General features: G+C 66.4%; 10 protein-coding genes. All 10 read right to left on the bottom strand.

The annotated features are described in order from the left end of the window. Positions 1-13 precede the first annotated feature (13 nt). Positions 14-322 (bottom strand): 30S ribosomal protein S10, encoded by a 309-nt coding sequence (rpsJ, locus tag ABZS29_RS05380; RefSeq protein WP_012923688.1) that lies wholly within the window; start codon positions 320-322, stop codon positions 14-16. A gap of 358 nt (positions 323-680) precedes the next feature. Continuing rightward, positions 681-1,874 carry an elongation factor Tu gene (tuf, locus tag ABZS29_RS05385; RefSeq protein WP_355458790.1) on the bottom strand — a complete coding sequence of 398 codons (1,194 nt, stop codon included), beginning with the start codon at positions 1,872-1,874 and terminating at the stop codon, positions 681-683. Between the two features lie 72 nt (positions 1,875-1,946). Next, a complete protein-coding gene (gene fusA / locus ABZS29_RS05390) occupies positions 1,947-4,058 on the bottom strand; it encodes an elongation factor G (RefSeq protein WP_355458791.1) in 2,112 nt (703 codons plus the stop codon). 71 nt (positions 4,059-4,129) lie between these two features. Beyond that, entirely contained in the window at positions 4,130-4,600 is a 471-nt protein-coding gene (gene rpsG, locus ABZS29_RS05395; RefSeq protein ID WP_355458793.1) for a 30S ribosomal protein S7, read from the bottom strand. Beyond that, complete coding sequence (gene rpsL / locus ABZS29_RS05400) at positions 4,600-4,974, bottom strand: 30S ribosomal protein S12 (protein WP_012923692.1); 375 nt, start codon at positions 4,972-4,974, stop codon at positions 4,600-4,602. The genes rpsG and rpsL overlap by 1 nt, the downstream gene beginning before the upstream one ends. A 408-nt stretch (positions 4,975-5,382) precedes the next feature. After that, positions 5,383-6,777, bottom strand: a complete 1,395-nt coding sequence (locus ABZS29_RS05405) for a nuclear transport factor 2 family protein (protein ID WP_355458795.1) — start codon at positions 6,775-6,777, stop codon at positions 5,383-5,385. A gap of 347 nt (positions 6,778-7,124) precedes the next feature. Beyond that, positions 7,125-10,985 (bottom strand): DNA-directed RNA polymerase subunit beta', encoded by a 3,861-nt coding sequence (locus ABZS29_RS05410; protein WP_355458797.1) that lies wholly within the window; start codon positions 10,983-10,985, stop codon positions 7,125-7,127. Between the two features lie 67 nt (positions 10,986-11,052). Continuing rightward, positions 11,053-14,538, bottom strand: coding sequence for a DNA-directed RNA polymerase subunit beta (rpoB, locus tag ABZS29_RS05415; RefSeq protein ID WP_355460823.1), 3,486 nt, complete (start codon positions 14,536-14,538; stop codon positions 11,053-11,055). Between the two features lie 289 nt (positions 14,539-14,827). After that, positions 14,828-15,274 (bottom strand): hypothetical protein, encoded by a 447-nt coding sequence (locus ABZS29_RS05420; protein ID WP_355458799.1) that lies wholly within the window; start codon positions 15,272-15,274, stop codon positions 14,828-14,830. A 197-nt stretch (positions 15,275-15,471) separates the two neighbouring features. Next, positions 15,472-15,936 carry a hypothetical protein gene (locus tag ABZS29_RS05425; protein ID WP_355458800.1) on the bottom strand — a complete coding sequence of 155 codons (465 nt, stop codon included), beginning with the start codon at positions 15,934-15,936 and terminating at the stop codon, positions 15,472-15,474. Positions 15,937-15,944: the final 8 nt, after the last annotated feature.

The following is a 15,944-nucleotide window of genomic DNA, read 5'->3' on the forward strand; positions in this document are numbered from 1 at the left end:
CTGTTCGCGTCCCTCAGAGCTTGATCTCGATGTCGACGCCCGCCGGCAGGTCGAGCCGCATCAGCGAGTCGACGGTCTTCGGCGTGGGGTCGATGATGTCGATGAGCCGCTTGTGGGTGCGCATCTCGAAGTGCTCGCGGCTGTCCTTGTACTTGTGCGGCGAGCGGATGACGCAGAACACGTTCTTTTCCGTCGGCAACGGCACCGGGCCAGCAACCTTCGCACCAGTACGCGTCACCGTGTCGACAATCTTGCGTGCCGAGCTGTCGATGACCTCGTGGTCGTAGGCCTTCAGCCGGATGCGGATCTTTTGTCCCGCCATCGCTTCGCTTCGTCCTTCTCTATCGTCAACGTCTACGTTGCTCCGACCCCCGCGGTCGGGTGTGTCGCGTGCGCGGAACGCGCGTGACTCACCGCTTCTTCGACCAGGGCTTGGGGATCGGGGCTCGGTCTCGGACCGGGCCTCGGCATGGTCTCCGGTCCGGCGCACCAGCCAGATCTGCGATCTGGGGCGCGCCCCGGCAACCTCGCCTGAGCAACCTGAATATTGTGCCAGAGATCAGCGCCGAAACGCCAATCGGGTGGCTCTGAACCCGATCCCCAGCCCACCTGAGCGGGGATCGGGCGCAAAGCAGAGGTCCGCGAGGCTCAGACTGCGAGCCCTCGCGGACCTCGTGAGATCACTTGATGATCTTGGTGACCCGGCCGGCGCCGACGGTGCGGCCACCTTCACGGATCGCGAACTTCAGGTTCTCTTCCATGGCGATCGGCTGGATCAGCTCGACGTTCATGTCGGTGTTGTCGCCCGGCATGACCATCTCGGTGCCCTCGGGGAGGGTGACGACGCCGGTCACGTCCGTGGTGCGGAAGTAGAACTGCGGGCGGTAGTTCTGGAAGAACGGCGTGTGCCGGCCGCCCTCCTCCTTCGAGAGGATGTAGACCGAAGCCTCGAAGGCGGTGTGCGGGGTCGTGGTGCCCGGCTTGATGACAACCATGCCGCGCTCGACGTCCTCGCGCTTGGTGCCACGAAGCAGCAGACCGACGTTCTCACCAGCCTGGCCCTCGTCGAGCAGCTTGCGGAACATCTCGATACCGGTGACCGTGGTCGTCTGCTTGGTCTCACGGATGCCGACGATGTCGACGGTCTCGTTGACCTTGACGATGCCGCGCTCGATCCGGCCGGTGATGACGGTGCCACGACCGGTGATCGTGAAGACGTCCTCGACCGGCATCAGGAACGGCTTGTCGACCTCGCGCTCCGGCTGCGGGATGTAGGAGTCGACGGCGTCCATCAGCTCGATGATCGACTCGCCCCACTTGGCGTCGCCCTGCAGCGCCGGGTGAGCGGCGACGCGGACGATCGGCGCGTTGTCGCCGTCGAACTCCTGCTCCGAGAGCAGCTCGCGAACCTCGAGCTCGACGAGCTCCAGGATCTCCTCGTCGTCGACCATGTCGCACTTGTTCAGCGCGACGACCATCGCCGGCACGCCGACCTGACGGGCGAGCAGCACGTGCTCACGCGTCTGCGGCATCGGGCCGTCGGTGGCGGCGACGACCAGGATCGCACCGTCCATCTGGGCCGCACCGGTGATCATGTTCTTGATGTAGTCCGCGTGACCCGGGCAGTCGACGTGGGCGTAGTGCCGCGCCTCGGTCTGGTACTCGACGTGCGCGATGGAGATGGTGATACCGCGCTGACGCTCTTCCGGCGCCTTGTCGATCTGATCGAAGGCCGACGCCTCGTTCAGGGTCGGGTACTTGTCGTGCAGCACCTTGGTGATCGCCGCGGTAAGAGTGGTCTTACCGTGGTCGATGTGACCGATGGTGCCGATGTTGACGTGCGGCTTAGTCCGCTCGAACTTCGCCTTAGCCACTGGGGCCCTCCTGAAAAGTGTTGACTTACGCCGTACGCCGACGCGCTGTGGGTTGGTTGGACCGGAGCGAGATTACTCGCCGCGGGCCTTCTTGATGATCTCTTCCGCCACGTTCTTCGGAACCTCGGCGTAGGAATCGAACTGCATCGAGTAAGAGGCCCGACCCTGGGTCTTCGACCGCAGGTCACCCACATACCCGAACATCTCGGACAGCGGCACCGTGGCTTTGATAGCCCGGCTGCCACCAGGTCCCTCGTTCATCGACTGGATCTGGCCACGCCGCGAGTTGAGGTCACCGATCACTTCACCCATGTAGTCCTCGGGGGTGATCACCTCGACCGCGAACATCGGCTCCAGGATGACCGGATTCGCCCGACGGGCGGCATCCTTGAAGGCCATCGAACCGGCGATCTTGAACGCGAGCTCCGAGGAGTCCACGTCGTGGTAGGCGCCGTCGGTCAGCGTGACCTTGACGTCCACCATCGGGTACCCGGCCAGGACGCCGAACTCCATGGCTTCCTGCGCGCCCTCGTCCACCGACGGGATGTACTCCCGGGGGATGCGGCCACCGGTGACGGCGTTGACGAACTCGTAACCGCCCTCGCCACCCGCCTCGGCCGACGTCGGCTCGATGTTGATGATCACACGCGCGAACTGACCCGAACCACCGGTCTGCTTCTTGTGCGTGTAGTCGACCTTCTCGACCTTCTTCTTGATGGTCTCGCGGTAGGCCACCTGCGGCTTGCCGACGTTGGCCTCGACGCGGAACTCGCGCTTCATCCGGTCGACCAGCACCTCGAGGTGCAGCTCACCCATACCGGCGATGATCGTCTGGCCTGTGTCCTCGTCGGTCCGGACCTGGAAGGTCGGGTCCTCCTCGGCGAGCCGCTGAATCGCGACGCCCAGCTTCTCCTGGTCGCCCTTCGACTTGGGCTCGATGGCGACCGAGATGACCGGAGCCGGGAACTGCATCGACTCCAGCACGACCGGCTTGGCCGGGTCGGCCAGCGTCTCACCGGTGGTGGTGTCCTTGAGACCCATCACGGCGACGATGTGGCCGGCGCCGATCGAGGCGATCTCTTCACGCTTGTTCGCGTGCATCCGGTAGATCTTGCCGATCCGCTCCTTGCGCCCCTTGGTGGGGTTCAGGACCTGCGTACCGGTCTCGAGCTTGCCGGAGTACACCCGGATGAAGGTGAGCTTGCCCAGGTGCGGGTCGGCGGCGATCTTGAACGCCAGCGCCGAGAACGGCTCGCTGTCGTCCGGCTTGCGCAGCACGACCTGCTCGCTGTCCTTGACGTCGTGGCCCTCGATGGCCGGAACGTCGAGCGGGCTGGGCAGGAACGCGTTGATCGCGTCGAGCAGGGGCTGGACGCCCTTGTTCTTGAACGCGGTGCCGGTCAGGACCGGGGTCAGCTTGGAGGCGATCGTGGCGCGGCGGATGCCGGCCATGACCTGCTCCTGGGTGGGCTCGGTGCCCTCCAGGTACAGCTCCATGATCTCGTCGTCGGCCTCGGCCAGCGTCTCGATCAGCTTGTCGCGCCACTCGGCCGCGATCTCGGTGTGGCTGGCCGGGATCTCCTCGACGGTGTAGTCCTCACCCATCGTGGTCTCGCCGCGCCAGGTCAGCGCGCGCATCCCGATCAGGTCGACGACGCCGATGAAGTCGGACTCGGCGCCGATCGGCAGCTGCAGCACCAGCGGGGTCGCCGCCAGCCGGTCGACGATCATGTCGACGCAGCGCATGAACTCCGCACCGGTGCGGTCCAGCTTGTTGACGAAGCAGATCCGCGGTACGCCGTACCGGTCCGCCTGGCGCCACACGGTCTCGGACTGGGGCTCCACACCGGCGACACCGTCGAAGACCGCGACCGCGCCGTCGAGGACGCGCAGCGAGCGCTCGACCTCGACCGTGAAGTCCACGTGTCCGGGGGTGTCGATGATGTTGATGGTGTGGTCTTTCCAGGTGCAGGTCGTCGCGGCGGACGTGATCGTGATGCCGCGCTCCTGCTCCTGCTCCATCCAGTCCATCGTGGCAGCGCCGTCGTGGACCTCACCGATCTTGTACGTGATACCGGTGTAGAAGAGGATCCGCTCGGTCGTCGTCGTCTTGCCGGCGTCGATGTGCGCCATGATCCCGATGTTGCGGACCTTGGCCAGGTCGGTGGTGATTTGTACGGCCACCTCGGTGGTCTACCTCTCGATTCTGTCTTGCGTAAAAAGTGTGAGTGCGGAGGTCCGGAGCGGACCCCGGATCACCAGCGGTAGTGGGCGAAGGCCTTGTTGGCTTCGGCCATCTTGTGCGTGTCCTCGCGACGCTTGACCGAGGCACCCAGACCGTTGGAGGCGTCCAGGATCTCGTTCATCAGGCGCTCGGCCATCGTCTTCTCGCGACGGGCGCGGGAGTACGACGTCAGCCACCGCAGGGCCAGGGTGTTCGACCGGCCCGGCTTGACCTCGACCGGCACCTGGTAGGTCGCGCCACCGACGCGGCGGCTCTTCACCTCGATGCTGGGCTTCACGTTGTCGAGCGCGCGCTTGAGCGTGATGACCGGGTCGGTGCCCGTCTTCGTCTTCGTGCCCTCGAGGGCCGTGTAGACGATGCTCTGCGCGATCTGCTTCTTGCCGTCCACCAGGATCTTCGAGATCAACTGGGTGACGAGCGGCGAACTGTAGACCGGGTCGATGATGACCGGCCGCTTCGGGGCGGGACCCTTGCGCGGCATTAGCTCTTCTCCTTCTTCGCGCCGTAACGGCTACGAGCCTGCTTCCGGTTCTTCACACCCTGGGTGTCGAGCGAACCGCGGATGATCTTGTACCGGACACCGGGCAGGTCCTTCACACGACCGCCACGCACGAGCACGATCGAGTGCTCCTGCAGGTTGTGGCCGACGCCGGGGATGTACGCGGTGACCTCGATGCCGCTGGTCAGGCGGACACGCGCGACCTTGCGAAGGGCCGAGTTCGGCTTCTTCGGCGTGGTGGTGTAGACGCGCGTGCACACACCGCGACGCTGAGGGGAACCCTTCAGGGCGGGCGTCTTGTTCTTGGACACCTTGTCCTGGCGGCCCTTGCGGACCAGCTGCTGAATGGTGGGCACCGCGTAGGTCTCTTTCTGTCGTCCGGCTTTCTGCTCATGCTGTTGTGCCTGACCCCCGCGGTCGGGTGTGTCGCGTGCACACGGGCGTACCGGAGCCGTAATCTTTCAGACTGTCGGCAGGAGTCCCATGCCACGCGCGCAGACCCAAATGGTGCGAGGGGCACGCATGACGGCCCAGGATGACCCGGGCACGATCGTTAAGACTAGCGGCTGCCTCCAGCACGGTCAAAATGACTGACTGCACTGTGGTGAGGCTGAACCGCTGTTCCAGTCTACAGGCTCCGCGGAGTACCTCTCACCGCCCCGGCAGCAGGTATCACCGCCAGACCAGTCGAGACCTGGATCGGCGCCGCTTCCGCGGCGCCGCCGACCGTCCACCAGCCGGATGACCGTCTCAGGAACGCCTTCTCAGGAGCGGAACTCGACGTCGGTGATGAGTCCTTCGGAGACCCGGTACAACGCGATCCTGGCCACCGGCTCGCCGGTGTCGTGGGCCACCTGGTGCTCGACCACCCACTCGCCGACCATCAGCTTCTGCACCACTTCGGTCTTGCACCGGCCGGCGTCGAACATCGGCCGGTAGAGCTCGCGGAGGAACCGCCGGCCCTTGAGATCGGTGCCGTCGGCAAACGAGATCCGGGCGGTCGGCGAGTACATCGCCAGGAACGCCTCCAGATCGTGCGCAGCGTACGCCGAGTGCTCGCGCCCGACCACGCGGGCGGCGGGAGTGTCAGCCGCGCCGAAAGTGCCGGAGATCGAGCTCAGGACGTCCTCAGTCTCCGGCAGTTGCGCCCTGGCGGGTGCGGCAACTTCCGGCGAGGCAGCTGCGGCCTTGGTGGTGGCGGCTTCCGCACGAGCGGCCTCGGCCGGCGCGGCCTTGACGGCAACAGTCTCCGCGCGAGCGACCTCGACCGGGAGGGCTTCGGCGGCCGGCTTTTCCTTCACCGGCTCGGGTTTCGGCTTCGCCGGCGTACGCCGCGCGGTAGTGGTCGTCGTGGCGGTCCTGGCCTTCGGTGGCGGGACGAGGAGGTCGCCCTGGGGTCCCGGCTCTTCGCCCAGATGGGCGATCGCCCAGTCCAGAGCCTTGGTGACGGCGGCGCGTGATTCTTCGGTGTGGTCGAGCATGTCGAACCCGTGGTGCCCTTTCGGTACGTCGATGATGTCGAGCGCGGCGCCACCCGCGGAGACGAACTCCGCCACGGGGCCGGCGAGCTCATCCCGCTCGAGCCCGACCCTGGTGAGCAGCACCGGCAAGACTTTGCCCAAAACATTTCCCACCCCACCGCCCCGGTCGTGTTTGCCGACAACTTCGGCAGCGTTGACCAGATCGTCGACACCGGGCGGGGTGGCGAGCAGCGGATAGGTGAGGGCGACGCCGCGCAGCCAGTCGGGGCGGCTGTCCAGCCACTCCCCCGCCAGCAGCCCGGCGCCGGAGAAGAACCACAGCACGACCCGGTCCGGGTCGACGCGCGGATCAGAACGCAGTACGCCGATCGCTGCCTCCACCTCATCGGCGGCGGTGGACAACTGGTCCAGGCCACGGATCAGGCTGTGATCGACGACCGCGGCCACCGCTCCACGGCGAGCGGCGGCGGTCGCATATCCCTGGTAGACCGGCCAGTCGCGAGGGGTCACCTCGAGATCGGGCGGCGCGGGACCACCGTGCACAAAGAGAATCGCGCCGGTCCGGGCGCTGCCGGCCGGGCGGTAGAGATCGAGCTCCCCAAGCCTGTCGACCCCGACATCAGGCCCGTCCGCAACGCTCAGGACGAAGGGCCGCAGGTAGGCCGGAAGATCCGTCATGCACCAATCTTGGACTATGCCCCGGACACTTTCAGCCGCCACCCCGAGTGTCTCCGCGATCACGATCCGAAACGACCGATTTCCCTTACCTGCAAAGCCGTTCGAACCACCCCAAAGAGCAGCCCACCATCCCCCGGCAAGCCCGCCGCTCTTTGTGCACCCAGCTCATCTTTGAGACCCCACCGACCACTCCGAGCCCGCGAAATTGACTGGTGGGTGCCCAAAGTCGGATGTCGTGCACAAAGAGAAGGAGACCCACCTCTGGGGGTGGGGCGTACGGGGGGCGGGAATGGCGCGAGGGCGGCACCCCCCGGTGGGGAGTGCCGCCCTCGGCGGAGTGACTCGAATCAGTTCTGGTACGAACCGAGGTCGAAGTCGTCGAGCGGGACCGACTGCCCGGCGGACGGGCCGAAGTCGTAGTCGTACGACTCGTAGCCGACCATCGAGTACATCGCGGCCTTCGCCTCCTCGGTGGGCTCCACCCGGATGTTGCGGTAACGGTCCATGCCGGTACCCGCCGGGATCAGCTTTCCGATGATGACGTTCTCCTTCAGACCGACCAGGGAGTCGGACTTGCCGTGGATCGCGGCCTCGGTCAGGACGCGGGTCGTCTCCTGGAAGGAGGCGGCCGACAGCCACGACTCGGTGGCCAGCGAGGCCTTGGTGATACCCATCAGCACCGGGCGACCGGAGGCCGGCGTACCGCCCTCGGCGACCACGCGGCGGTTCTCACCCTCGAAGAGGATGCGGTCCGCGAGCTCACCCGGCAGCAGGTTGGCGTCACCCGACTCGATCACCGTGACCCGGCGCAGCATCTGCCGGACGATGATCTCGATGTGCTTGTCGTGGATGGCCACACCCTGCGACCGGTACACGGCCTGGACCTCGTCCACCAGGTGCTCCTGCGCCTTGCGAACACCCAGGATCCGCAGCACTTCCTGCGGGTCCGGCGTGCCCTGCATGAGCTGCTGACCGACCTCGACGTGCTGACCCTCTTCGATCAGCAGGCGGCCACGCTTCGAGACCGGGTAGGCGACCTCCTCGGAACCGTCGTCCGGGGTGAGCACCAGCTTCCGGGTCTTGTCGGTGTCCTCGATCGAGATCCGGCCGGCCGCCTCCGAGATCGGCGCCTTGCCCTTCGGCTGACGCGCCTCGAACAGCTCGACGACACGCGGCAGACCGTGGGTGATGTCATCACCCGCGACGCCACCGGTGTGGAAGGTACGCATCGTCAGCTGCGTCCCCGGCTCACCGATGGACTGGGCCGCGATGATACCGACGGCCTCACCGATGTCGACCGGCTTGCCGGTCGCCAGCGAACGCCCGTAGCACTTGGCGCAGGTACCGGTCTTGGCGTCGCAGGTCAGCACGGAGCGGACCTTGACCTCCTTGACCCCGGCCTCGATCAGCTTCGCGATCGAGACGTCGCCCAGGTCGCTGCCCGCGGTCAGGACGATCGAGCCGTCCGCACCCGCGACGTCGGTGGCCAGGGTGCGTGCGTACGCGCTGGTCTCGACGTTCTCCGCGTGCACGACGACGCCGTTCGGGCCGTCCTCACCGATCTGCTTCGGCAGACCGCGCTCGGTGCCGCAGTCCTCCTCGCGGATGATGACGTCCTGCGAGACGTCCACCAGACGACGGGTCAGGTACCCCGAGTCGGCGGTCCGCAGCGCGGTGTCGGCCAGACCCTTACGAGCACCGTGGGTGGCGATGAAGTACTCGACCACCGACAGGCCCTCGCGGAAGTTGGCCTTGATCGGACGGGCGATGATCTCGCCCTTCGGGTTCGCCACCAGACCACGCATACCGGCGATCTGCCGGATCTGCATCATGTTTCCTCGGGCGCCCGAGTGGACCATCATCCAGATCGGGTTGTGCTTCTCGAAGTTCTCTTCCATCGCCTTGCCGACCTCGGCGTTGGCTCCGGTCCAGATCTCGATCAGCTCCTGACGCCGCTCGGACGAGGTGATCAGACCCCGCTCGAACTGCTTCTGGACCTTCTCGGCCTGCGCCTCGTACCGCGCCATGATCTCCGGCTTGGACGGCGGCGTGCTGAAGTCGTCGATGGACACGGTGACACCGGACCGGGTGGCCCAGCGGAAACCGAGGTCCTTCAACGCGTCGAGGGCGTGCGCGACCTCGACCTTCGTGTACCGCTCGGCCAGGTCGTTGACGATCCCGCCGAGCTGCTTCTTGCCGACCTCGAGGTTGACGAACGTGTAGTCCGCCGGCAGCGTCTCGTTGAACAGCGCCCGGCCCAGCGTGGTCTCCAAGGAGAACCCGCCGTTGGAGAGCACCTCGGAGCCCTCCGGCGCACCCGCGCCGGTGAGCCGCAGGGTGATCTTGGCCTGCAGCGACAGCTCACCGCGGTCGAAGGCCATGATGGCCTCGGCCACGGAGCCGAACGCCCGGCCCTCGCCCAGCGCGCCGTCCTTGAGCATCGTCAGGAAGTAGATGCCGATGATCATGTCCTGCGTCGGCATCGTGACCGGACGGCCGTCGGCCGGCTTCAGGATGTTGTTCGTCGAGAGCATCAGGATCCGCGCCTCGGCCTGGGCCTCGGCCGACAGCGGCAGGTGCACCGCCATCTGGTCACCGTCGAAGTCGGCGTTGAACGCCGAACAGACGAGCGGGTGGATCTGGATCGCCTTGCCCTCGATGAGCTGGGGCTCGAACGCCTGGATGCCCAGTCGGTGCAGCGTAGGCGCGCGGTTCAGCAGCACGGGGTGCTCGGTGATGACCTCTTCCAGCACGTCCCAGACCTGGGCGCGCTGACGCTCGACCATCCGCTTGGCGGACTTGATGTTCTGCGCGTGGTTGAGGTCGACCAGCCGCTTCATCACGAACGGCTTGAACAGCTCCAGCGCCATCGCCTTCGGCAGACCGCACTGGTGCAGCTTCAGCTGCGGGCCGACCACGATGACGGAGCGGCCGGAGTAGTCGACGCGCTTGCCGAGCAGGTTCTGACGGAACCGGCCCTGCTTGCCCTTGAGCATGTCGGACAGCGACTTCAGCGGCCGGTTGCCCGGGCCGGTGACCGGACGGCCACGGCGGCCGTTGTCGAACAGTGCGTCGACGGCCTCCTGCAGCATCCGCTTCTCGTTGTTGACGATGATCTCGGGCGCGCCGAGGTCGAGCAGCCGCTTGAGGCGGTTGTTCCGGTTGATCACCCGGCGGTACAGGTCGTTCAGGTCGGAGGTGGCGAACCGGCCACCGTCGAGCTGGACCATCGGCCGCAGGTCCGGCGGGATGACCGGGACGCAGTCCAGGACCATACCCATCGGGCTGTTGTTGGTGGCCAGGAACGCGGTGACGACCTTGAGCCGCTTCAGGGCACGCGTCTTGCGCTGGCCCTTACCGGTCTTGATCGTCTCGCGCAGGTTGTCCGCCTCGGCCTTCAGGTCGAAGGTCTCGAGCCGGCGCTGGATCGCGGCCGCGCCCATCGCCCCGGCGAAGTACTTGCCGAAGCGCTCCTTCATGGCGCGGTAGAGGATCTCGTCACCCTCGAGGTCCTGGACCTTCAGGTTCTTGAACCGGGTCCAGACCTCGTCGAGGCGGTCGATCTCGCGCTGCGCACGGTCGCGCAGCTGCTTGACCTCACGCTCGGCGCCTTCCTTCACCTTGCGGCGAACGTCGGCCTTCGCGCCCTCGGCCTCGAGCTGGGCGAGGTCCTCCTCCAGCTTCTTCATCCGGGTCTCGATGTCGTTGTCGCGCCGGTTCTCGAGCTGCTTGCGCTCGACGTCGGTCCGGCCCTCCAACGACGCGAGGTCACGGTGCCGTGCCTCGTCGTCGACGTCGGTGATCATGTACGCCGCGAAGTAGATGACCTTCTCAAGGTCCTTCGGGGCGAGGTCGAGCAGGTAGCCGAGTCGCGACGGGACACCCTTGAAGTACCAGATGTGGGTGACCGGCGCGGCCAGCTCGATGTGGCCCATCCGCTCGCGGCGCACCTTGGAGCGGGTGACCTCGACGCCACACCGCTCGCAGATGATGCCCTTGAAGCGAACGCGCTTGTACTTACCGCAGTAGCACTCCCAGTCCCGGGTGGGACCGAAGATCTTCTCGCAGAACAGGCCGTCACGCTCAGGCTTGAGCGTCCGGTAGTTGATCGTCTCCGGCTTCTTGACCTCGCCGTGCGACCACTGGCGGATCTCATCCGCAGTGGCCAGGCCGATCCGAAGCTCGTCGAAGAAGTTCACGTCGAGCACGATGTGTTATCTCCCGTAAAAAGTTGGTCTGAGAAAAGTCGGCTGTTGATCGAGAGCGGCAACCCGCTCAGACCTCCTCGACGCTGTTCGGCTCCCGCCGGGACAGGTCGATACCCAGTTCCTCCGCAGCACGGAAGACGTCCTCTTCGCTGTCGCGCATCTCGACCCGGCTTCCGTCGGACGAGAGGACCTCGACATTCAGACACAGAGACTGCATTTCCTTGACCAGAACCTTGAAGGACTCCGGGATACCCGGCTCCGGGATGTTCTCGCCCTTGACGATCGCTTCGTAGACCTTCACGCGACCGACCACATCGTCCGACTTGATCGTCAGCAACTCCTGCAGCGCGAAGGCGGCACCGTAGGCCTCGAGGGCCCACACCTCCATCTCGCCGAACCGCTGACCACCGAACTGCGCCTTACCACCCAGCGGCTGCTGCGTGATCATCGAGTACGGACCGGTCGAGCGGGCGTGGATCTTGTCGTCCACCAGGTGGTGCAGCTTCAGCATGTACATGTAGCCGACGCCGACCGGCTCCGGGAACGGCTCGCCGGAGCGACCGTCGAAGAGCCGGGCCTTGCCGGTGCTGTTGACCATCCGGTCGCCGTCGCGGTTCGGCAGGGTCGAGCCGAGCAGGCCGGTGACCTCTTCCTCGCGCGCACCGTCGAAGACGGGGGTGGCGACGTTGGTCATCGGAGGAGCTTCGCCGGCGCCGATCTTGATCAGGCGCTGCGCCCACTCCTCCTTGCTGTCCGGGTCGACCTTCCAGCCGCGGCTGGCGACCCAGCCGAGGTGCGTCTCGAGGACCTGACCGACGTTCATCCGGCCGGGCACGCCCAGCGGGTTCAGGATGATGTCGACCTGGGTGCCGTCCTCCATGAACGGCATGTCCTCGACCGGCAGGATCTTCGAGATGACGCCCTTGTTGCCGTGGCGTCCGGCGAGCTTGTCGCCGACGGAGATCTTGCGCTTCTGGGCGACGTACACCCGGACCAGCTGGTTCACACCCGGCGGCAGCTCGTCGCCGTTGTCCCGGTCGAAGACCCGGACCCCGATGACGGTGCCGTTCTCGCCGTGCGGGACCTTCAGCGACGTGTCGCGGACCTCGCGCGCCTTCTCACCGAAGATCGCGCGCAGCAGCCGCTCCTCCGGGGTCAGCTCGGTCTCACCCTTGGGCGTGACCTTGCCGACCAGGATGTCACCGGTGGTGACCTCGGCGCCGATCCGGATGATGCCGCGCTCGTCCAGGTCGGCCAGCATCTCGTCGGAGACGTTCGGGATGTCCCGGGTGATCTCCTCCGGACCCAGCTTCGTGTCGCGAGCGTCGACCTCGTGCTCCTCGATGTGGATCGAGGTCAGCAGGTCCTGCTGAACGACGCGCTGCGACAGGATGATCGCGTCTTCGTAGTTGTGACCCTCCCACGGCATGAACGCCACGAGCAGGTTCCGGCCGAGGGCCATCTCGCCCTCGTCGGTGCACGGACCGTCGGCGAGCGGCGAACCGATCTCGACCCGCTGACCGGCGTCGACCAGCGGACGCTGGTTGATGCAGGTGCCCTGGTTCGAGCGGCGGAACTTCGCCAGCCGGTAGGTCTGGTAGGTGCCGTCGTCGGCGGCGATCTCGATCAGGTCGGCCGAGACCTCCTTGACCACACCCGCCTTCTCCGACACGACCACGTCACCGGCGTCGACCGCACCGCGGTACTCCATGCCGGTACCGACCAGCGGCGCGTCCGAGGTGATCAGCGGCACCGCCTGGCGCTGCATGTTCGACCCCATCAGGGCGCGGTTGGCGTCGTCGTGCTCGAGGAACGGGATCAGGGCCGTCGCGACCGACACCATCTGGCGCGGGGAAACGTCCATGTAGTCCACGTCCGCGACGAGCGCGAGCTCGACCTCACCGTGCCGGCGACGGACCAGCACGCGGTCCTCGGCGAGCCGGCTGTCGTCGGTCAGCGCGGCGTTGGCCTGCGCGATGACGAACCGGTCCTCCTCGTCCGCGGTCAGGTAGTCCACCTGGTCGGTGACGAGGCCCTCGACGACCTTGCGGTACGGCGTCTCGACGAAACCGAACGGGTTCACCCGGCCGTACGACGCGAGCGAGCCGATCAGACCGATGTTCGGGCCTTCCGGGGTCTCGATCGGGCACATCCGGCCGTAGTGCGACGGGTGCACGTCACGAACCTCGAAGCCGGCCCGCTCACGGCTCAGACCACCCGGGCCGAGCGCGTTCAGACGCCGCTTGTGCGTCAGACCGGCGACCGGGTTCGTCTGGTCCATGAACTGCGACAGCTGCGACGTACCGAAGAACTCCTTCAGCGCCGCCACCACCGGACGGATGTTGATCAGGGTCTGCGGCGTGATCGCCTCGACGTCCTGGGTCGTCATCCGCTCCCGGACCACGCGCTCCATCCGGGCCAGGCCGGTGCGCAGCTGGTTCTGGATCAGCTCGCCGACAGTACGCAGCCGCCGGTTGCCGAAGTGGTCGATGTCGTCTTCCTCGACGACGATCTCACCGGTCGGCGCGGGCAGCTCGGTCTTGCCCTCGTGCAGGGCGACCAGGTACTTGATCGTGGCGACGATGTCGTTGATCGTCAGCACGGCCGTGTCGTGGGTCTCGTCGCGACCCAGCTTCTTGTTGATCTTGTAGCGGCCGACCTTGGCCAGGTCGTAGCGCTTGCCGTTGAAGTAGTAGTTCTCCAGCAGCGCCTGTGCGGCCTCGCGCGTCGGCGGTTCGCCCGGACGCAGCTTGCGGTAGATGTCCAGCAGCGCGTCGTCCTGCCCGGAGGTGTGGTCCTTCTCCAGGGTGAGGCGGATCGACTCGTACTCGCCGAACTCCTCGAGGATCTGCGCGTCGGTCCAGCCCAGGGCCTTCAGCAGGACGGTGACGTTCTGCTTGCGCTTGCGGTCCAGCCGGACCCCGACCATGTCGCGCTTGTCGACCTCGAACTCCAGCCACGCACCGCGCGACGGGATCACCTTGGCCGTGAAGATGTCCTTGTCGGACGTCTTGTCCGGTGTGCGCTCGAAGTACACACCGGGCGAGCGGACCAGCTGCGAGACCACGACACGCTCGGTGCCGTTGATCACGAAGGTGCCCTTGCGCGTCATCAGCGGGAAGTCGCCCATGAAGACGGTCTGGCTCTTGATCTCGCCGGTCTCGTTGTTCATGAACTCGGCGGTGACGAAGAGCGGCGCCGAGTAGGTGACGTCACGCTCCTTGCACTCGTCGACCGTGTTCTTCGGCGGCTCGAAACGGTGGTCGCGGAACGACAGCGACATGGTGCCGCTGAAGTCCTCGATCGGGGAGATCTCTTCGAAGATCTCTTCCAGGCCGGAGGGGCCGGACAGTTCGGTCCGTCCTTCGGCCTCGGCGGCGGCCACGCGGGCCTGCCAGGTTTCGTTACCGACCAGCCAGTCGAAACTGTCCACCTGCAGCGCGAGCAGATCGGGAACCTCGAGAGGCTGCGCGATCTTCGCGAAGGAGATACGGCGGGGAGAGCCGGAAACGTCGGAAATGCTGTCGGACTGGGGGTTGCGCGAGGCGACCAAGGGGCGTCCTTCCACGGGCTCGCAAAGTAACTTCTGTGTGGCACTTGCGGTGCTGGTGCTGTGGTTCGTAGAGCGCAGGCCAAACCACCCCAGTCAAGTCGAGACCCGAGCCGAGGTGGGAGAAAGGCAGCGCAAAGCAATAGGCTACCCGATAGAGGCAAGCCTGTCCAACGGGGTCCGATAGTTTGCCTTCGGACCACCCTCTCCGTCAAGGACCGACCCGGTGTCTCCAGTGGGTAGATCACCCACGAGCCTGCCGGCGCCCTCCTGGTGCGGAGTCACAAAGAGACTACAGTCCGGCGATCTCCTGGACCAGCCATCGGCCGTCTTTTCGGACCATCGTGAACCGGGTCCGGTTCAGGTCGACGCGGGGCTTACCCTGCGTGATCGTGCTGGTGGTGGTCTGATTGACGAAGATGATCAGCGTGACCCGGTCGGCGTCGCCGTCGCGGACCCCGACCTCGCGAACCTCGGCCTTCACCGTCGCCTTGGACTTGGTCGCCAGCTCGCCGGCCACCTTGGCGGTCTCGTCGAACTTGCCGGCGAACTCCGGAGTCATCGTGGCCCGCGCCGCAGCGAAGCTCTTGCTCAGATCCCGGTAGTCGTAGCTCAGGGCGGTCTCGGCCGCCTTCCGTCCGGCGGCGGCCGCCTGGCCACGGGCATCCTCGGCCTGCTTGCCCTGCCACGCCTTGACCCCGAGCACCGCGGCCACGGTCAGCACCAACACGATCAGCACCCCGAGGACGGCGTACAGAACGCCTCCGATCGGGGTCTTTTCGCTACTTTCAGTAACCGCTTCGCTTTCCTCAGGCTCCGCAACAGGGACCTCTACGGCCTCGTCTGTGTCCTGAGTCACATCCTCGCGAGTCTCCGGAACCACGCCCGTACGGCGCTGTCCGGCGATCCGCGGGCGGTTACGCGGCCGGTCCGGCATCAGCCCACCACCTGCAGGTCAGCGGTCAGCCAGCGGTCCTTCTCGCGCACCATGTCCAGCTTGATCCGGTACCGGCGCTCGACCCCGTCGGTCGACGCGGTGTTGGTGACGAGAGCGTTCACGATCACCAGCACCTCGGCCGAGTCCTTGTCCCCGGAGACCACGCCGGCCTCCTTCACGTCGCCCTTCGAGGTGGCCTTGTTGGCCGCCACGTCGGTCTTCACCGCCTGGATGCCGGACTCGAACTCCTGCTTGAACTGCCCGGTCGAGTTGTCCAGCACGCGCTGGGAGTCCGCGTCCCAGGTCTGGTAGTCGTAGGTGGTGAAGTCCAGCGCGAGCTGCCGCGCCGCCTTCATCGCGCCCTCGCGCAGCGCCTTGTCCTGGCTCTGCTTCTGCAGGGCGATCACCGAGAGAGTCGCCGCGGCGAGCGCGATCACCAGCAGGACGCTCAGCGCCCATGCCACGATCAGTC

Source organism: Kribbella sp. NPDC005582, from assembly GCF_040605415.1.
Classification (GTDB): Bacteria; Actinomycetota; Actinomycetes; order Propionibacteriales; family Kribbellaceae; genus Kribbella.